The sequence below is a fragment of the Streptomyces sp. NPDC049954 genome, from assembly GCF_040656295.1.
In the GTDB taxonomy this organism is placed as follows: domain Bacteria; phylum Actinomycetota; class Actinomycetes; order Streptomycetales; family Streptomycetaceae; genus Streptomyces.
In genome coordinates, this window is sequence record NZ_JBFALS010000006.1 from 78,560 (window position 1) to 97,724 (window position 19,165).

Consider the following 19,165-nt stretch of genomic DNA (forward strand, 5'->3'; position numbering starts at 1 on the left):
CCACGTAGCGTCGCTTACGCGCACGCTGCCGGTGCATACCGTTCGGGCCTGTGGCCATGTCTGTGCCCGCGTCTTTCATCGACGCCTGCCGGTTGTGCGACGGACACGCCTCCGCGCCCCTCCCTCGGGCGGGGTTCAGCCGGCGGGAGCCGCGGATCAGCGAGCCGCGCTGCGCCGCAGAGCCTCCGGGGCGCCCACCGCTGAGCGGAGCCCCTCGGGAACCGCCTCCCCGATGACCCCGGGCGGTGAACCCACATGAGGGCGCCGGCCGCCACGGCCCTCTCCGGCCACCTGCCAGCCCGTCTCCGTCAGCGTGATGTACGCCCCGCAGCGCAGCCCGTGCAGGGTGCAGGCGTCCCGCAGCCCCCACATCCAGGCGCCGTCCTCCTCCGTCCAACGGCTCTCGCCCGCCCGGCAGTACAGCAGCACCGCAGTACGCACCGGGGTCCGCAACCGCAGGTCGTGGGGGATGACACGGCGCAACTGCGCGAGCAGCGCGTTGCGCAGCAGCCATCCGTCGGCCGGGGCGGGACGACGCACGAAGGACGCGCTCGCCCTGAGCCGTTCGTCCGGATCGAGGACCGCGATCACCGCCGTCGAAGGTGTCGGAAGATGACGGGAGTAGAGCCCGCTGACGACATCACGCGGATCGCGCAGCAGCGGTATCCCCGCGGCGGTCCACTGGGCCGGTTCAAGGACCCGGCCGGCCCCCGCCGCGGAATCGGCGAGATGGAACGGGACCGGGCGGACGGTCGACGTGACTGCGGACGGCGTCTTCTTCGACGCCGAGGACGGAGCGAATCCGAAGGTCACGATCCTCCCTTCGGCTGCGCGCCCACACTGCGGGCGGGATCGGGACGTAGGGGAGTGCACCGCAGCACGGCCCTGCCGGACCACGGGAAACCGTGTGGGGAGCGAACACCAATTCTTGCCCCCGCGCGGACTTGCGGCAACGAGCAATTGACGCCGCCGACCCATATCTGACGAAGCATTCCCTATATCCCTGCCCCGGCGACCGGATGGCGATACCGCCGTGTCCACCGGCGACGCCCGGGCTCAGCCCTGCACGGCGAGCACCAGCGGCATCACCCCTTCCGCCCCGGCCCGGCGAAGCAGACGCGCCGCCACCGCGAGAGTCCAGCCGCTGTCGGAGAAGTCGTCCACGAGCAGCACCGGGCCGCTCTGCCGGGTGAGTGCCTCGGCGAGCGGTGCGGGCACCGCGAGAGCACCGTCGAGCGCCCGCAGGCGCTGAGCGCTGTTGCTGCGGGAGATCCGTCCCGGCTCCGCCCCTTCGGTGTAGGTCAGCCCGCCGAGCAGGAGCATTCGTCCGATCTCCGCGATGCGCTCGCCGAGTGAGGCGACCAGTCGCGGCCGGGTGCTGGAGGGGAGCGTCACGACGCCCACCGGCCGTGGGCCCGCCTGTGGTGCCGACGGCGCCCAGCCCCCCGGCCCCTTCGACCAGTCGGCCAGGACCTCGACCACCGCCCCCAGTACGTCGTCGGGCACCGGGGCGTCCCCCGACTGGGGCGCGAGCAGAGGCCGCAGCCGATTGCCCCAGCCGATGTCGGAAAGCCGGCCCAGTGCGCGGCCCGAAGCAGCCTGCTCGCCTGCCGGGATGCGGCCCTTGAGATCCATGCCGACCGAGGCGAGGCCGGTGGGCCACATCCGGCGTGCCTCCACCTCCACCCCGGGCCGCCCCAGTTCGCCCCGTGCGGCGTCGAGTGCGGCCGGGGAGACCGTGTCCGGGAAACGCGCTCCGGCACAGTTGTCGCAGCGCCCGCAGGGTTCGGCGGCCTCGTCGTCCAGTTCGCTGCGCAGGAACTCCATCCGGCAGTTGGTCGTGGTGACGTACTCCCGCATCGACTGCTGTTCGGCGGCACGCTGCTTCGCCACCCAGGCGTACCGCTCCGTGTCGTACGACCACGGTGCGCCGGTCGCTGTCCACCCCCCCCTGACCCGGCGTACGGCGCCGTCCACGTCGAGCACCTTGAGCATCGTTTCCAGCCGGGACCTGCGCAGCTCCACCAGGGGTTCGAGGGCGGGCAGCGACAGGGGGCGCCCGGCGTCCGCGAGGACCTGGAGAGTGCGCCGGACCTGCTCCTCCGGCGGAAAGGCCAAGGACGCGAAGTACTCCCAGATCGCCTCGTCCTCCCGGCCGGGCAGCAGCAGTACCTCCGCGTGGTCGACACCACGCCCCGCCCGGCCCACCTGCTGGTAGTAGGCGATGGGAGAAGACGGGGAACCGAGATGGACCACGAAGCCGAGATCCGGCTTGTCGAAGCCCATGCCGAGTGCGGACGTGGCCACGAGGGCCTTGACCCGGTTGGCGAGCAGATCCTCCTCCGCCTGCTGGCGGTCCGCGTTCTCGGTGCGGCCGGTGTACGAGGCCACGGTGTGCCCGCACTGCCGGAGGAAGGCCGTGACCTCCTCGGCCGCGGCCACGGTGAGTGTGTAGATGATGCCGGAACCAGGCAGTTCGTCGAGGTGGTCGGCGAGCCAGGCCAGCCGGTGGGCCGCGTCCGGCAGCCGCACCACCCCGAGGCTCAGGCTCTCCCGGTCCAGCGGTCCGCGCAGGACCAGGGCGTCGGTGCCGCCGCCCGTTCCCAGCTGTTCCGCCACGTCCGCGGTGACCCGGGCGTTGGCCGTGGCAGTCGTCGCCAGTACGGGAACGCCCTCGGGCAGGTCGGCCAGCATGGTCCGCAGCCTGCGGTAGTCCGGACGGAAGTCGTGTCCCCAGTCGGAGATGCAGTGGGCCTCGTCCACCACGAGCAGGCCGGTGGCGGCGGCGAGGCGTGGCAGAACCCCGTCCCGGAAGTCCGGATTGTTGAGCCGCTCCGGGCTCACGAGGAGCACGTCGACGGTGCCGGCCTGGATCTCCTCCTGAACCGTCTCCCACTCCTCGGTGTTCGACGAGTTGATCGTCCGGGCGCTGATACCTGCTCGCGCGGCTGCCTCGACCTGGTTGCGCATGAGGGCGAGCAGAGGGGAGACGATGACGGTGGGGCCGCCGCCACGTTGCCGGATGAGTGCCGTGGCCACGAAGTAGACGGCGGACTTCCCCCAACCGGTGCGCTGAACGACGAGAGCCCTGCGCTGGTGGGCGACGAGCGCCTCGATGGCGTGCCACTGGTCCTCGCGCAGCCTGGCCCGGCCGGTGGGGTCACCGACGAGCCGGGCGAGGACGGAGTCGGCGGTGGTCCGCAGGTCTTGTTCGTTCATGCCTCCATGCAACCCGATAGCACCGACATCGGGCGAACAGGCCGTGTCCCGCCTGTGGATAACCACCCTCGTTGCATATCGTCACATGAGTTAGTGAGGCTGTGGAAAAGGGTGGAAAGGGAGTTATCCACAGGCAAGGACGGAAAACGGAAATCTGGTGCACAGTCTCCGCATGACTTCTCCCATCGACTCCAGCGGTGCCCCCATCGGCCGCCACTCCGTCTCTGCCCGTGCCCGCACGGAACTCGTCGACGCGCTGCCTCACCTGCTCGGCTACGTGCCCGAGAACAGCATCGTTCTGCTCGCCGTGCACGGCGAACAGGGCAGGGTGGGGCGGTATGTTCGCGTGGGTATCCCCGCCACGGAGCAGGACTGGCCGGCCGCCGCCGAGCAGATCGCGGCCAGTCTCCTCGACCGCTTCCAGGACCCGTCCGTTCCACCGATCGCCCCGCACGCCGGGGGAGACACCCGCGTAAAGGAGATGAGGGCGGCCTCACGCCGGGCGCACCCGGCCGGCAAGGCCCGCAGGGACACGAAGGAGGGCGCGACCGCACCCGTGGCGGACGTGGTGTCCGCAGGGTGTGCGGCGACGAGCGGCCCCTCTGTCCCCTGTAAGGAAACCAATACCGGCGGGCGCGCTCGTTCGGGCAGCGGCCGCGACTCCGCCAACTCCAAGGGGCCTCACGCTGCTGACGGGGTCCTGGACCCGACCGGACGCCCTGACCGCGTTCTGGTCCTCCTGTACCAGGAGCCCGACCCCACCGTCCCGGCGCAACGGTCCCCCTCTCCTTCGCGGCCGAGCCGGGGGCCGGCCGGGAGCAGTCCGGGGCGCGAGCCGATGGAGTACCTGCGTCCACTGGCCCAGGCGCTGCGCGTCGCGTGCGGTCGGCTCGACGTACCTGTCTTCGAGGCCCTCTGCGTCTCCGCCGGACGCCACTGGTCCTACCTCTGCCCCGAGGGCGTGTGCTGCCCTCCGGAAGGTGAGCCGCTCGCCCCGGTGGGCACTTCGGTCCTGGCTGCGGCGAGTGTGTACGCGGGACGGCCGGCACCGCGAGGGATCGGCGCGATCGAAAGGCGACTGCGGCCCTGGGAGACAGCCGCCGCCCGGGACCAGGAGCAGGCTCTCGACGCCGCCGTCCCCGCCCTGCTGCCGCGACTGGTCGGCAGCGCGGACGAGAAGGCCGAGGTGCGGTCGTTGACCCTCGGCCTCGCCGATCTCCTGATCGCCCGCTTCCACGCCGCCCCGCCTGCGGAAGGCCTCCTGGAGAGCGATCTGCGCGACGACGAACTCCTGGCCCACGACGAGGCCGCCGCCCTCGTCCTCGGACTGCAGGACCGCGTCACCCGTGATTGCGCAGCCGCCTGGATGGAGGGCCCTTCCGCCCCGGCGGCACTGCGTCTGTGGCGGGCCCTGGCACGCCGGTGCGTGGGCGCCTACTCGGAGCACGCGGCCGCCGCGCTGACGCTGGCGGGCTGGGTCGCCTGGTCGCTGGGAGACGTCTCGGAGGGCCGTGTCGCCTTCCACCTCGCCCTGGCGGTCGACCCGCGCTATCTCTTCGCCGCGCTCCTCGACGAGGCCTGCGATCAGGGAGTGGACGTGGAGGCGATCCGTGGATACCTCCGCCGGGCCCACAGCGAGGTGACGGTCGCCATGTCGGCCGACGGCCTTGGAGTAGCCGCCGACCCGGCGGCTCGGCCCGCGTTCACACACGACGTGGCCCCGGAGGGGAAAGCCGCACCGCTCGGCGCCCGCGGGCGTGTACGCGCTGGGGCGACCGGCACGGCCCGGGGTGCCCGGCGCACGGCGTCGACCCGTCCGCCCGGTACTCCTGCGACAGCCCGCCGTCCCGACGGACGCCGTCCCTCAGGAGGGGGCCGTGACACGTCCGGAGTGCCGGGCGTACGCGGCGGCAACCGTGGTCGCGGGACAGGACAGGCGAGCGGCGCCGGAGGGCGGGCAGCGGGGGGCGCCGGTTCCCGCGGCAGCCGAAGCGTCCGTCGTGGCGTGGTCGACTGCGACGCCGCCGCTGCCGGGCTCGCCGGCGCCGCGACGTCCGAAACCCCGGACGCCACCGCCTCACCCGTGCACAGCGTCGAGCGCGGACCGCAGCCCGGACGGACGGTGCGGAACGGGCCCGACGCGTTCGGCGACGGACAGGGCCCGCTCGAAACGGCGGACGCACGCGAGGAGGACTCCCCGCGGCCGCCTGGTCAGCGCCCGGCCCCGCAGACGAGCGCTGCCGAGGCCGAGTGTGTCGGCGGCAGGCGGCAGGCGGAGCAGACGCGGGCCCCCTCACCTCGTGCCGCCGCCCCGACCCGGTCCGCGGAAAGGGGCGGGCACTCGCGAACAGATGAAGAAGCCCGAGCAGTGAAGAACCCCAGCAGTGAAGAGCGGGAGCAGTGAGGAACACGAGTGGCGGAGACGCTCTCGTGGGCGGTGACGGGAGACAGCCCTTCCCGAGCGGTACTGGGCGGGGCCTCCTCCCGAGCGGCGGACAGCGGGAGTCATGGGCGGTGACCAGCCCGGCGCGGAGGAAAGCTCGTGCCCGCACCGACCCAATCCGGAGAGCGCCGGGGCCGGGAAGGCGGGGCAGCGAGGTGCTGCGAGAACGTCGATCTCCCACGCCCCCGGCCCAGTTGACGGCCGGACAGCCGTGACCCGCGCGCCTTCGGCGCCGTTCATCCGAGTGCCGGGCGGCTCGCCTTCGTTCAGCCGCCCGGCACCCCACCGCCCGCAGCGTGGAAGAAGACCCCCGTATGCCTTTGACCGCACAGCCGCCCGGTGGCCGGGACCACCGTCCGGCCGCCATATCGTCTCGTCGCCCCACCAGACCCGCTCCACCCCTCCCTCGCCGTACCGCGGAACTCCCTTCCACGCACGATGCGTTGATGTGTGTGGCCCTACCCGCACTCGCCATCTCGGCGCGGCACGGACAGCTCACCGGTCAGGGGCTCGACGGTTTCTACCACGCGGGCCGACGCCTCCTGTCGCGCTGCCGGCTGCGGGTCGAGGGACGCGAACCTCTCCCGGTCCAGGCGAGGATGGAAGGTTCCGACCGGGCCAGGTTCGTGGGCGTTCTCAGGTCGTCGGCGGGTCAGGGGCCCGATCCCGATCTCGTTGTGGAGCGGCTGCGGCAGGCCGAAGGGGTGGAGCGGATCACCCTGCGCAGCTCGGCCTTGCGCCCCGTACGCGTATCGGTGGAGATCTCACTGGGCACGGACTTCGCGGATCTGGGCACGGTGGCGGCCGGCCGGCCCGTTCCCGAGGTGCCCGCGGCCGTGCACGGCACGGGGCTGCGCTGGTCCTCCCCGCACGGACCGGTGGCGATCACCGCCGCGCCGCCCGCCGAGGACGTGGTCGCCGCCGCCGGCTTGCTGCGCTGGGACCTGGAGATTCCGGCGGGCGGCAGCCGCACCGTCGAACTCCGGTTGCGACACGAGCGGTCAGGTGCCGCCGGACCGGTGCGTGCGACGGGCGGGGCGGTGATCGGCGAAGCGGTGGCGACGGGAGACGATCCGAGGGCGCAGGCCCTGCTCGCGGCCGCGACGGCGGATCTCCGGGCCCTGCTGCTGCGCGACCTCGCTCATCCCACCCAGGTCCATCTCGCGGCGGGGGCGCCATGGCGCTGCGGGCTCGCCCCTGCCGACGCGCTCGCCGCGGCCCGGATGGCTCTGCCGCTCGGTACCGCCCTCGCCCACGGGACCCTGCGCACGCTGGCGCGGACCCAGTACGGCAGTGGCCCCCGACGAGGCAGCCTGCCGGGGCCGCCGCGCGATGCCGGCCCTCATCTGCCGCCCGGCAGTACCGGCGTGGAGGCCACGCTGCTGTTTCCGGTTCTGCTGGCCGAGGCCCGCCGCTGGGGGCTCGGCGAACGAGAGGTGACCGAACTGCTCCCGGCCGCTGAGGGCTGCCTGGCCTGGCTGCGTCGGGAGACACGCGCCGATCCCTTCCTGCGCGACCGGGAGACCGGTGGCGCGGCGCGAGTGGAGACCCAGGCCCACGCCTACCGTGCCGCACTGCTCGGCGCGGATCTGCTCGAAGCCTTCGACCGCCCCGGGGCAGTCGAACTCCGCGCCTGGGCGACCGACTTCGCTCCCCTCTTCCGCGGCAGTTTCTGGAATGAGGACCGTGGCGGAGGACGGCCCGTAGCGGCACTCCTCGCCGACGACCGGCCGGTCCCTCACCTGTGCGGCGCTGCCGCCCACTTGCTGGACACCGGGCTGCTCGGCTTGGGCCGCCCCGCGCCCGGGCTGCTCGACCGGGTGCAGACCGGACAACTCGCCCGGCTCCTGGGCGGCCCGGCCATGGACTCGGGCTGGGGACTGCGCAGCCTCGCGGCGAGGGAGCCGCGATACAACCCCTTCGGGCACCGGGGCGGCGCCGTCCGCGTGCACGAGACGGCGGTCGCGGTCACGGGACTGGCGGCCGCCGGATACGACAAGGAGGCGCACGGACTGTTGAGAGGGTTGCTCTCGGCCGCGGAGTCCTTCGACTACCGGTTGCCGGAGATGTACGCCGGTGAACAGCGAACCGAGGGCGCCCTGCCGTGGCCGCACCCCGCCGCCTGCCGCCCGGCGGCTCTTCCCGCGGCGGCCGCCGTCCACCTCCTCGTCGCCCTCGCCGGCCTCCGGCCCGACGTCCCCGCCCGGTCCGTGACGCTGTGCCCCCTGCGTGGCGCTCCGCTCGGCGAGCTCGGGCTCACCGGGCTCGTGGTGGCCGAGCACGCTTTCGCGGTGCGGGTCAGCCGCCTAGGGGTCGCGATGGTGGAGGAGGCGTCCCCGGCCCTTCAGCTGGGGGCCTGAGCAGCGAGCACCGGTGCCGGTCCACCGTGCGGCTTCTCTCGAAGGGAGTGTTTATCGTCAGGCAGACGACTATGATCTGTCCCATGCCTCCCTACAACCCCTCCGCTTTCCCGCCCTTCGCCGTCACCGTCGATCTGGTCGTGCTGACCGTGCGACGGCAGGGGCTCTGGGCGCTGGTGGTCCGCCGGGGGGAGCCGCCCTATCAGGGGCGGTGGGCCCTGCCCGGGGGGTTCGTGCGAGAGGGCGAGGACTTGGCGGAGGCGGCCGCCCGGGAGCTCGGCGAGGAAACCGGCCTGTGCGCCCAGGCCGTCGACTCAGGGGTTGTGGAGCACCGCGAGGGCGGCGGAGCCCACCTCGAACAGCTCGCGACGTACGGAGCCCCGGGCCGTGACCCGCGGATGCGTGTCGTGAGCGTCGCGCACCTCGCCCTGGCTCCCGATCTGCCCAGCCCGCGGCCTGGTGGGGACGCCAGCGGGGCCCGGTGGGCTCCGGTGGACGAACTCCTGGACCGGGACGGGCGCGGACGTGGCAGTGAACAGGCGGTTCCGCTCGCCTTCGACCACTCCGTGATCCTGTCGGACGGGGTGGAACGCGCCCGCTCGAAGATCGAGTACTCCTCACTGGCGACAGCGTTCTGCCCACCCGAGTTCACCGTGGGGGAACTGCGCCGGGTTTACGAGGCGGTGTGGGACGTCGTGCTCGACCCCCGCAACTTTCATCGCAAGGTGACCGGTACCCCTGGGTTCCTCGTTCCCACGGGCGGCACCACCACCCGCCAGGGCGGCAGGCCCGCACAGTTGTTCAGGGCCGGTGGGGCAACTCTGCTCAACCCGCCCATGTTGCGTCCCGAAGTCTGATCATGCGCGGAAGGGGGAAGGGGGTCTCGTTCGCCCCTCTGTGAAGCCGGAACCGGCGGCGACAGTACGCCCTGGTCGTGCGGGGCGGTGCGTGAATCGGCCTTCCTTGCAAGCGAGTTGACGTGCTCGTCACGGGGTGGCCGAAAGGCGGGCGGCTTCTGGTGGAGGTGCGGCCGGTCGAGAGGGCGCGATCTCTTTCGACTGGTAAATGTGCACAACTACCCCTGCGGCGTCCGGGTATTTCCGATAAGGCGTCAATTCTCTACAAGTAGGCGATCACCCTTTCGTGTGCTTTTCACCAAAGACCTCAAGGGTGTTGGGAGGGACGCCGACAAAGGTTCCGTGAGTACCGTTGCGCACACCATGATGACCACCGCCCGCCCCACCGACTCCGGTCTCGCCGGCTCGGGCGATATCGATCGCTACCCCTACGCGGAAACCCCCCAGGGCCGGATGGCTCCTTCCTCCTGGAGTGCCGCGGAACCAGATCTAGGGAGGGTGTCACGCCGGGCAGGCGGCAGCCGGGGCCGCGGACTGCACGGCCAACTCGTCCAGCAGCTCGGCCAGATGATCGTCTCCGGAGACCTGGGAGCGGATCGTCCGCTCGTGCCCGAGGAGATCGGGCAGCGTTTCGAGGTCTCCCGCACCGTCGTACGTGAGTCTCTGCGGGTGTTGGAGGCGAAGGGTCTGGTCAGTGCCCGCCCGAACGTCGGGACCCGGGTGCGACCGGTGAGTGACTGGAATCTGCTGGACCCCGACATCATCGAATGGCGTGCTTTCGGGCCGCAGCGTGACGACCAGCGCAGGGAGCTGAACGAGTTGCGCTGGACCATCGAACCGCTGGCCGCGCGCCTCGCCGCGGGGCACGGCCGCGAGGACGTCCAGCAGCGGCTGGTCGACATGGTGGAGATCATGGGCCACGCCCTCGCTCAGGGGGACGGCATCACCTTCTCCCGCGCCGACTCCGAGTTCCACTCCCTGCTCATCCAGGTCGCGGGCAACCGCATGCTGGAGCATCTCTCGGGCATCGTCGCGGCGGCCCTGCAGGTCTCCGGAGGGCCGGCCAACGGCTGTGAGCGCCCCACGGAGGCCGCGGTCGCCCACCACGCCAGGATCGTCGACGCGCTGGCCTCGGGGGACGAGGCGGGGGCGGAGTCGGCCATGCGCCAGCTGCTCACCGTGCACCCCGAGGTGGAGCGCGTGGTGCCCGCGCCCCGCGAGCACTGACCGCGGGTGCCCCCGCGTCGGGCACCGGGTGCGGGTCACGCGGCTGCCCCCGGTTCGCTCCCGCCGGGCACGGGCCGGGGCCGCGGGGAACGCGGGCGCGGTGCAGCGCGGCGCACGGCGTGGGAGTCGCACGGGCAGGGCGTGCGCGAACCGGCCAGTGCGCCGGGCGTGCGCTCATCCGGACGAGCGATCGTGAGCGTCCTGGGGCCTGCGGACGACCACGTCGTTCCGTGATCTGTCCGCGTATGCTCGGATACGTCTTCTCTCGCGTCTTTTCGGGGTGTGACTCGGGCCACGCAGATTGCGCGTAACGCTCGGGGGAACAGTGCGATGACCTAAGAGGTGAGAGTCGAGAAGGGAATACGGCAGCCATGTCCGGCGCTGTGATCCCCTGCGACACCCGCCCGCGTCGTCGGTCATCCCCAGCCGACGGTCGTCGGCTCCGGTCCGTCCAGGACGGGGCCGGAAGCCGTTTTCCAACGTTCCGAGAGGTTGTTCGTGTCGGCCAGCACATCCCGTACGCTCCCGCCGGAGATCGCCGAGTCCGAGTCTGTCATGGCGCTCATCGAGCGGGGAAAGGCTAATGGGCAGATCGCCGGTGACGATGTGCGTCGGGCCTTCGAAGCTGACCAGATTCCGGCCACTCAGTGGAAGAACGTTCTGCGCAGCCTCAATCAGATCCTCGAGGAAGAGGGTGTGACGCTGATGGTCAGTGCCGCGGAGCCGAAGCGCACGCGTAAGAGCGTCGCGGCGAAGAGCCCGGTCAAGCGCACCGCCAGCAAGACCGTCGCGGCGAAGACCGCCACGGTGAAGAAGACGACCACAGCCGCAGCGGTCTCGTCGGCCCCCGCGACCGAGCTTCTCGGCGAGGACGACGAGGCGGACAAGAAGACCGCCGCCAAGAAGACCACGGCCCGCAAGGCCACCGCCAAGAAGACCGCGGTGAAGAAGACCGCGGCCAAGAAGGCGGCGGGCAAGAAGGGCGCCGACGACCTGGTCGACGAGGAGACCGAGGAGACCGGTCCCGCGGGCAAGCCCGAGGAAGGCGCCGAGGGCACCGGCGGCGAGAGCCAGGGATTCGTCCTGTCCGACGACGACGAGGACGACGCCCCCGCGCAGCAGGTCGCGGCGGCCGGCGCCACCGCCGACCCGGTCAAGGACTACCTCAAGCAGATCGGCAAGGTCCCGCTCCTCAACGCGGAGCAGGAGGTCGAGCTGGCCAAGCGCATCGAGGCCGGTCTCTTCGCCGAGGACAAGCTCGCGGGCAGCGACAAGCTGGCCCCGAAGCTCCAGCGCGAGCTGGAGATCATCGCCGAGGACGGCCGGCGGGCCAAGAACCACCTGCTGGAGGCCAACCTCCGGCTCGTGGTCTCGCTGGCCAAGCGCTACACGGGCCGCGGCATGCTGTTCCTGGACCTGATCCAGGAGGGCAACCTCGGTCTGATCCGCGCGGTCGAGAAGTTCGACTACACCAAGGGCTACAAGTTCTCGACGTACGCGACCTGGTGGATCCGGCAGGCGATCACCCGTGCCATGGCGGACCAGGCCCGCACGATCCGTATCCCGGTGCACATGGTCGAGGTCATCAACAAGCTCGCCCGTGTGCAGCGGCAGATGCTCCAGGACCTGGGCCGCGAGCCCACCCCGGAGGAACTGGCCAAGGAACTCGACATGACCCCGGAGAAGGTCATCGAGGTCCAGAAGTACGGCCGCGAGCCCATCTCGCTGCACACCCCGCTCGGTGAGGACGGGGACAGCGAGTTCGGTGACCTCATCGAGGACTCCGAGGCGGTCGTCCCGGCGGACGCGGTCAGCTTCACCCTGCTCCAGGAGCAGCTGCACTCCGTGCTCGACACGCTCTCCGAGCGTGAGGCGGGCGTGGTCTCCATGCGTTTCGGTCTCACCGACGGTCAGCCGAAGACCCTCGACGAGATCGGCAAGGTCTACGGCGTGACGCGTGAGCGCATCCGCCAGATCGAGTCGAAGACCATGTCCAAGCTGCGTCACCCGTCCCGGTCCCAGGTGCTGCGCGACTACCTGGACTGATCCGGCTCCCGCCGCGGTACCTGGACTCATCCGGCTCCCGCTGCGGCCGCTCGTTTCGAGCCCGAGGGAAGGGCCCGCCCCGTCGAGGGGCGGGCCCTTCCTGTGTCCGGTTGCGCCGACTGGGCGCCCGCCGCCGTCTGGGCGTGCGGGTGACTGCGCGCTGAACGACTCTGAGTGGGAGACCGACACTCTGAGTGAAGGAGCACATCCATGCCGCTTCGCAGCCTCCGCTCCCGGCTGTGCGCAGGAGCTCTCGCCACCGCCTCCGCACTGGTCCCCGTCCTCGCCGCCGCGCCCGCATCGGCCGACGGAGTGGTCGTCGGCGGCCGGCCCGTGAGCGTGAGCGACCATCCGTGGGTGGTGGCCCTCGCGAGCCGCGAGCGCTTCGGCTCCGAGCGTTCCGGCCAGTACTGCGGGGCCGTGCTGATCGGCCCCAGGACCGTCGCCACCGCGGCGCACTGCCTCAGCAACCGGGTGCTGGGCGCTCCACTGGACCAAGTGCGTGATCTACGGGTGCTCGTGGGGCGGGACGATCTGGGGGCTCGGGGTGGCACCGAGGCCACGATCGCGGACACCTGGATCAACCCCGGGTACGAGCCGGGCAGCAACGCCGGGGACGTCGCGACCCTCACCCTGGACAAGGCTCTGCCACAGAGCGACGTACTGCCGCTGGCCCAGGCGGGTGACCCGGCCTATGAGCCCGGCACCAAGGCGGAGGTGTACGGCTGGGGAGACACGACGGGGGCGGGCGCCTACTCCCGTACGCTGCGCGCGGCCACGGTGAGCGTGCTGCCCGACACCGACTGCGCACGGGCGTATCCCGGCAACAAGGACGGCGCGTACCAGCCCGCGACGATGCTGTGCGCGGGGGAGAAGGAGGGAGGGCGGGACGCCTGCCAGGGCGACAGCGGAGGTCCGCTGGTCGCCGCGGGGAAGCTCATCGGCCTCGTCTCCTGGGGCAGCGGCTGCGCCCAGGCGGGCAGCCCGGGCGTCTACACCCGCATCTCCGGTGTCGCCGACACCGAGGGCCTGCGGGAGCACTGAGAAGCTCGCCAGAGCCCTCTCAGGCCCTCCACACGCCTCGCACCCGCCCTCTGGTGGTTGCGGGCCCCTACGGGGCAGCTCCCCCGGAAGGAGGGGCGGAGGAAGGGCGAGCAAGCGAAAGCGGGCGCCGCGCCCACGGATCGGGAGCGGCGCCCGCTTTCCGGTGTCTCACCGGTGCCGGCTCGTCGTAGGGGTGCGAGGCGTCAGCGGTCCTCGTCACTTACGGGGCTCGGAGCGGTCAGCCGCTCCGTCTCGTCCTGTATCTCAGCGGCGATCTTCTTGAGTTCCGGCTCGAACTTGCGTCCGTGGTGGGCGCAGAAGAGCAGTTCACCGCCGCTGATCAGGACAACGCGCAGATAGGCCTGGGCGCCGCACCGGTCGCAGCGGTCAGCGGCCGTCAGCTGGCTCGCGGGTGTCAGAACAGTAGTCACGTCGCCTCTTCTCTAGCTCGACGAGCTGTCGTACCAGGGTCAACATCCAACCAGGCCCAAAACGTTCCCGCTCGTGGCCTTTCCTCGAAAAAAGTTCTTTACGAGGGGGCTGTCCGTTGCCGGTTGGCGGCGAATGTGCCGTATTACAGCGTGCGTGCTTTACGGTTTCGCGTGATGTGCAGGGTCGGGTGGTCCTCCCGGCTGGCTTGCCGGTTGTTCATGAGGACGTGCCCGGAGCCTAAATGGTTCATGCGCGAAAGGGAACGTGACATTGGAGGCACCGCCCCCGATGTTCGAACGCCTGTGTGATTTTGCACTAGGGTGGGTTTGAAGCGAGGGTGGCGTAACAACGGCTCTACCTGGCCTCGGTACCCTCTGAGCGGCAACCCGATCCGGGCCCGGGGGCTCTCAGGCCCCACAAGAAATTCAGCGAGGAGCGAACCGCGTGACCGCCGAGACGTCCGTGTCGTCGACAGCTCTGCTGGCAGGAGCAGACCGCGACGACTCCAATTACACCGCGCGGCACCTGCTCGTCCTGGAGGGGCTCGAAGCAGTTCGCAAGCGCCCTGGCATGTACATCGGGTCGACCGACAGCCGCGGCCTCATGCACTGCCTGTGGGAGATCATCGACAACTCCGTCGACGAGGCCCTGGGCGGGTACTGCGACCACATCGAGGTCATCCTCCACGAGGACGGCTCGGTCGAGGTCCGCGACAACGGGCGCGGCATCCCCGTCGACGTCGAACCGAAGACCGGACTGTCCGGCGTCGAGGTCGTCATGACCAAACTGCACGCCGGCGGCAAGTTCGGTGGGGGCTCCTACGCCGCCTCCGGCGGTCTGCACGGTGTCGGGGCCTCGGTGGTGAACGCGCTCTCCGCCCGGCTCGACGTCGAGGTGGACCGCAACACCGTCCACTCGGTCAGCTTCCGGCGTGGTACCCCCGGCCAGTTCGACGGCGAGGGCCCCGACGCCGCGTTCCGCCCCTCCGTCGGGCTGCGCAAGGGCAAGCGCGTGCCGAAGGGCCGCACCGGTACGCGTATCCGTTACTGGGCGGACCGGCAGATCTTCCTCAAGGACGCCAAGCTCTCCCTGGACTTCCTGCACCAGCGTGCCCGCCAGACCGCGTTCCTCGTCCCCGGGCTCACGCTCGTCGTCCGCGACGAGTACGGCCTCGGGGAGGGCGGCAGCAAGGGGGAGGAGTCCTTCCGCTTCGACGGGGGCATCAGCGAGTTCTGCGAGTACCTGGCCCACGACAAGCCGGTGTGCGACGTCGTGCGGCTGAGCGGTCAGGGCTCGTTCAAGGAGACGGTGCCGGTGCTCGACGAGGTGGGGCAGATGACTCCCACCGAGGTCACCCGGGATCTGGGCGTCGACATCGCCCTGCGCTGGGGCACCGGCTACGACACGACGCTGCGCTCCTTCGTCAACATCATCGCCACCCCCAAGGGCGGCACCCACGTCTCGGGCTTCGAGCGGGCCGTCACCCGCACGGTCAACGAGGTCCTGCGTAGCACCAAGCTCCTGCGTGTGGCGGAGGACGACATCGTCAAGGACGACGCCCTGGAGGGCATGACGGCTGTCGTGACCGTCCGGCTGGCCGAGCCGCAGTTCGAAGGGCAGACCAAGGAGGTGCTGGGCACCTCGGCGGCCAACCGGATCGTGGCCAACGTCGTCTCCAAGGAGCTCAAGGCGTTCCTGACCTCGACCAAGAGGGACGCCAAGGCCCAGGCCAGAGCAGTGCTCGACAAGGCCGTCGCCGCTGCCCGCACGCGCATCGCGGCCCGCCAGCACAAGGAGGCCCAGCGGCGCAAGACGGCGCTGGAGTCCTCCTCCCTGCCCGCCAAGCTCGCCGACTGCCGCAGCGACGAAGTGGACCGCAGCGAGCTGTTCATCGTCGAGGGGGACTCCGCGCTCGGCACGGCGAAGCTCGCTCGCAACTCCGAGTTCCAGGCGCTGCTGCCGATCCGGGGCAAGATCCTCAATGTGCAGAAGTCCTCGGTCTCGGACATGCTCAAGAACGCCGAGTGCGGAGCGATCATCCAGGTCATAGGGGCGGGTTCGGGCCGGACCTTCGACATCGCCGCCGCCCGCTACGGGAAGATCATCCTGCTCGTCGACGCCGATGTGGACGGTGCGCACATCCGCTGCCTGTTGCTGACCCTCTTCCAGCGGTACATGCGGCCCATGGTCGAGGCCGGACGGGTCTTCGCTGCCGTCCCGCCGCTGCACCGCATCGAGCTGACCCAGCCGAAGAAGGGGCAGGAGAAGTACGTCTACACGTACTCCGACCGGGAGCTGCGCGAGACGCTGCTGGAGTTCGAGCGCAAGAACGTCCGCTACAAGGACTCCATTCAGCGCTACAAGGGCCTGGGGGAGATGGACGCCGACCAGCTCGCGGAGACCACGATGGACCCGCGTCACCGCACCCTGCGCCGGATCAACATGACCGACCTGGACTCGGCCGAGCAGGTGTTCGACCTGCTCATGGGCAATGAGGTGGCCCCGCGCAAGGAGTTCATCACCAGCTCGGCGGCGACCCTGGACCGTTCGCGCATCGACGCCTGAGACGGCGCGGGCGCCCTGCCCGTACCGTGGTGCGCCTACGTGCCGCCAGGCCTCGCTGCCGATGCGGTGTTGCTCGCTGACCGCCTGACCGCCTGACCGCCTGACCGCCTGACCGCCTGACCGCCTGACCGCCTGACCGCCTGACCTCCTGACCTCTGCGTATGCGCCGCGTGCGTGCAGCGGTTCGGCGGTCGCGGCGGGTGGCCCGGGCCGCATCGCGGCCTCCTGAGCGGCGGAACGAGGCAGGGCGTGGGCATTTCGTCCGGATCCGCTCGGAGAGCCTTGTCTTTTGAGCCTTCCTAGGCCTTCCCGGGGCGCTCTCGGGGTTCTGCTCTCGGGGTTCTCCACCCCAGGGTGGAGACGGGGAATCCACCCGCGATCCACCCGTGCTCCGATGTCCGCCGGCCCGATTCTCCGTAGCTTCGAAGGCGTCAAACACTTTCGACCTGCGGAGGCAGTTCATGTCAGGGCTCACCGAGATCCTGCTGGTCGGCGTGGCCGTCGTCCTCGTCGCCACGCGGCTTCTACGCGCCCAGCCCGTCGGGGGAGGGAGCCGGTGGTGGATCGTGCCCGTCGTCCTCGCGTTTCTCGCTCTGCGGAAACCCGGCCTCGTCGACGCGCACCACGAGAGCGCTTCCCTCGCCCTGCTCGCGACCGAGGTGGTGGTGGGACTCGGCATAGGCGCCGGCTGGGCCTGGACCTCACGTGTCTGGGCGGACGAGGACGGCACGATCTGGGCGAAGGGCACCAGCGCTTCCGCGGGCGTCTGGGGTGGGGGCATTCTGGTCCGGGCAGCCCTTTTCGGAGTTGGAGAGGTGCTGGGCCTGCATCAGGACAGCTCCACTCTGCTCCTCGCCCTCGCCGTCACCCTGCTCGCTCGCGGCGCGGTCCTGTCCCGGCGCGCGGCACTCCTTGCTCCGGCATACGGTGACCCTGCCGCCGCGGTGGCTCCGTCGGTGTGGAAGGACCGTGTGTGACCAAGGACGTCTGGACCGCCTGGCCCTCCTGGGAAGCGCTCGCCCGGGAAAGCAGGAAGCCGGTGCAGAGCAGGGCCAGGACCGCCTCCACCCGGGGAGTGCGTCTCTTTCTCCTGCTGCTTCTGCTGTGGGGAAGCCTCCACAAACACCCCCGGGCCGGGGTCCTCAGCCTCCTCGGCGGCCTGCTCGCGGTGCTGGTCGGCGTCCTGGCGGTGCGCCACTTCTTCCGGACGACCCGGCGCCGTGGGCTTCTCGGCGCGACGGGAGCCCTGCTCACTGCCCTGGCCTGCGGGTACCTCAGCTTCCTGCTGGGCTGGTCGACCCTCTCCTTCGTCATGTGGTGCGGGGTGGCAGTCATAGGACTGGAGCGGCTGCCCTTGGCCTGGGGAGCACCGTTCGCCGTCGGAGGGCTCGGCTCGTACGCACTGTTCGCCGACGGGAACTGGCTGGCGACGCTGGCGACCTGCGCGGGGCTCGCCCTGGCCGGGTTCGTGCTGCGGCTGGACGCGGAGGCTCGCGGAGGCGCGCAGCGTCTTCTGGTCCAGGAAAGGGCGGCCCACGCGGCCCGGGCGGAGTCGGCGGCGCTCATGGAGCGGGCGCGTATCGCGCGGGAGATCCACGACGTGCTCGCCCACAGCCTCTCGGCCCAGCTCGTGCATCTGGAGGCCGCCCGCCTCCAGATCGAGCAGGGGGCCGACCGGGCCACGATCCTGGAGCGGGTGGTGGCTGCCAGAGGGATGGCCAAGGACGGTCTCGCCGAGACCCGGCAGGCGCTGTCCGCTCTGCGCGGCGACATGGCCCCTGTGGCCGAGGTGCTCCAGGACCTGGCGCACACGGAGGGCGCGCGCCTGGAGATCCACGGCGATCCCCGGCCACTGTCGGCGGAGGCGGGGCAGACCGTGCGCCGCGTCGCGCAGGAGGCGTTGACGAACGTGCGCAAGCACGCCCCGGGTGCCGAAGTGCTGGTCCGGTTCAGTTACCTGTCCGGTGTCTGTGAGCTGGAGGTGCACAACGGCCCCGCCAATGGGACCCGGCCCGAACTGGCGGGCAGCGGTGCGGGATACGGTTTGCGGGGGATGCGGGAAAGGGCGGAGTTGCTGGGCGGGGCACTGACGGCGGGGCCGCCGGGAGAGGGCGAGGGAGGGTTCGTGGTGAGACTGCGGGTGCCGGCGTGACGGCGCGTGTGGTGGTGGCGGACGACCAGTCCGTGGTGCGTGAGGGCATCGTCATGCTGCTCGGTCTGCTGCCCGGGATCGAGGTGGTGGGTGCGGCGAAGGACGGTGAGGAAGCTGTCCGGCTCGTCGCCGAACTCGCTCCCGATGTCGTGCTCATGGACCTGCGGATGCCGCGGTGCGACGGCGTGGAGGCCACCCGTCGCGTCCGGGACCAGTATCCGGGCACCCAGGTCGTCGTCCTCACGACCTACGCGGACGACGAGGACCTCTTCCCCGCGATCCAGGCAGGTGCCCGGGGGTACCTCACCAAGGATGTCAGCGGTGAAGAGATCGTCCGCGCCGTCGAGGACGTGATGTCCGGAGCCGCCGGACTCGCCCCGGCCATCCAGCGGCGTCTGCTCGACCGCTTGTCCGGAGCAGGTGGAACCGGCGCTACGGGCGGAGTAACCGAAGGCACCGGGATCCCCCGGAGACTCGCCGGGTCGGAGCCGCAGGGGCAGGGGTTCGGCGGCGAGGGGCCCCGTGCGGCTGAGCCACCGGACGGACTCACGGCGCGCGAGACGGAGGTGCTGGCCCTGATCGGTCAGGGCATGACCAACCAGGAGATCGCCTCCGTCCTCCACATCTCGGCGGCCACCGTGAAGACCCACATCAACAACCTCTTCGCGAAGGCGGGTCTCAAGGACCGTGCCCAGGCCGTCCGATACGCCTATCAGCACGGCATAGTTACGCCACCAGGGCCGCCTATCACCTGAAGGGGTGAAGTTCCTGGGGTGAAGAGTCGGGGATCTTCCCCTTCTGCCCATCCTTGTGCGCGCGG

14 protein-coding genes are annotated in these 19,165 nt (G+C 70.9%); 10 read left to right on the forward strand and 4 right to left on the reverse strand.

What is annotated here, in order from left to right; all coding sequences use genetic code 11:
- Positions 1–156 precede the first annotated feature (156 nt).
- Together AB0J21_RS14785 and AB0J21_RS14790 are read right to left on the reverse strand one after the other, a co-directional pair.
- Complete coding sequence (locus AB0J21_RS14785) at positions 157–813, reverse strand: hypothetical protein (protein WP_363146317.1); 657 nt, start codon at positions 811–813, stop codon at positions 157–159.
- A 243-nt stretch (positions 814–1,056) separates the two neighbouring features.
- Positions 1,057–3,219: a RecQ family ATP-dependent DNA helicase gene (locus AB0J21_RS14790; protein ID WP_363146318.1), complete on the reverse strand. Its 2,163-nt coding sequence runs from the start codon at positions 3,217–3,219 to the stop codon at positions 1,057–1,059.
- Between the two features lie 172 nt (positions 3,220–3,391).
- Here AB0J21_RS14790 and AB0J21_RS14795 point away from each other — a divergent pair, with 172 nt between their 5' ends.
- The 4 genes from AB0J21_RS14795 to AB0J21_RS14810 all read left to right on the forward strand — a co-directional run bounded on the left by AB0J21_RS14795 (position 3,392) and on the right by AB0J21_RS14810 (position 10,106).
- Positions 3,392–5,623 (forward strand): DUF4192 family protein, encoded by a 2,232-nt coding sequence (locus AB0J21_RS14795; protein ID WP_363146319.1) that lies wholly within the window; start codon positions 3,392–3,394, stop codon positions 5,621–5,623.
- A 482-nt stretch (positions 5,624–6,105) separates the two neighbouring features.
- Positions 6,106–8,022: a glycogen debranching N-terminal domain-containing protein gene (locus AB0J21_RS14800; RefSeq protein WP_363146321.1), complete on the forward strand. Its 1,917-nt coding sequence runs from the start codon at positions 6,106–6,108 to the stop codon at positions 8,020–8,022.
- Between the two features lie 83 nt (positions 8,023–8,105).
- Positions 8,106–8,879 carry an NUDIX domain-containing protein gene (locus AB0J21_RS14805; protein ID WP_363146322.1) on the forward strand — a complete coding sequence of 258 codons (774 nt, stop codon included), beginning with the start codon at positions 8,106–8,108 and terminating at the stop codon, positions 8,877–8,879.
- Between the two features lie 288 nt (positions 8,880–9,167).
- Positions 9,168–10,106 carry a FadR/GntR family transcriptional regulator gene (locus tag AB0J21_RS14810; RefSeq protein ID WP_363146324.1) on the forward strand — a complete coding sequence of 313 codons (939 nt, stop codon included), beginning with the start codon at positions 9,168–9,170 and terminating at the stop codon, positions 10,104–10,106.
- A gap of 416 nt (positions 10,107–10,522) precedes the next feature.
- Here AB0J21_RS14810 and AB0J21_RS14815 read toward each other — a convergent pair whose 3' ends face one another.
- Entirely contained in the window at positions 10,523–10,663 is a 141-nt protein-coding gene (locus tag AB0J21_RS14815; RefSeq protein ID WP_363146741.1) for a hypothetical protein, read from the reverse strand.
- Between AB0J21_RS14815 and AB0J21_RS14820 the strand changes: the two genes are divergently transcribed.
- Together AB0J21_RS14820 and AB0J21_RS14825 are read left to right on the forward strand one after the other, a co-directional pair.
- Entirely contained in the window at positions 10,605–12,152 is a 1,548-nt protein-coding gene (locus AB0J21_RS14820) for an RNA polymerase sigma factor (protein WP_363146325.1), read from the forward strand. The genes AB0J21_RS14815 and AB0J21_RS14820 overlap by 59 nt on opposite strands.
- 210 nt (positions 12,153–12,362) lie before the next feature.
- Positions 12,363–13,196, forward strand: coding sequence for a serine protease (locus AB0J21_RS14825; RefSeq protein ID WP_363146326.1), 834 nt, complete (start codon positions 12,363–12,365; stop codon positions 13,194–13,196).
- Between the two features lie 203 nt (positions 13,197–13,399).
- Here AB0J21_RS14825 and AB0J21_RS14830 read toward each other — a convergent pair whose 3' ends face one another.
- Positions 13,400–13,627: a hypothetical protein gene (locus tag AB0J21_RS14830; protein ID WP_363146327.1), complete on the reverse strand. Its 228-nt coding sequence runs from the start codon at positions 13,625–13,627 to the stop codon at positions 13,400–13,402.
- A 445-nt stretch (positions 13,628–14,072) separates the two neighbouring features.
- On the opposite strand from AB0J21_RS14830, the gene AB0J21_RS14835 reads away from it, so the two are divergent.
- The 4 genes from AB0J21_RS14835 to AB0J21_RS14850 all read left to right on the forward strand — a co-directional run bounded on the left by AB0J21_RS14835 (position 14,073) and on the right by AB0J21_RS14850 (position 19,100).
- Entirely contained in the window at positions 14,073–16,193 is a 2,121-nt protein-coding gene (locus tag AB0J21_RS14835) for a DNA topoisomerase IV subunit B (protein WP_363146328.1), read from the forward strand.
- A 461-nt stretch (positions 16,194–16,654) separates the two neighbouring features.
- Positions 16,655–17,170, forward strand: a complete 516-nt coding sequence (locus AB0J21_RS14840) for a DUF1453 domain-containing protein (RefSeq protein ID WP_363146329.1) — start codon at positions 16,655–16,657, stop codon at positions 17,168–17,170.
- Positions 17,167–18,345: a histidine kinase gene (locus tag AB0J21_RS14845; RefSeq protein ID WP_363146330.1), complete on the forward strand. Its 1,179-nt coding sequence runs from the start codon at positions 17,167–17,169 to the stop codon at positions 18,343–18,345. Before AB0J21_RS14840 ends, AB0J21_RS14845 begins: the two co-directional genes overlap by 4 nt.
- Positions 18,342–19,100, forward strand: coding sequence for a response regulator transcription factor (locus AB0J21_RS14850; RefSeq protein WP_363146331.1), 759 nt, complete (start codon positions 18,342–18,344; stop codon positions 19,098–19,100). The genes AB0J21_RS14845 and AB0J21_RS14850 overlap by 4 nt, the downstream gene beginning before the upstream one ends.
- Positions 19,101–19,165 lie beyond the last annotated feature (65 nt).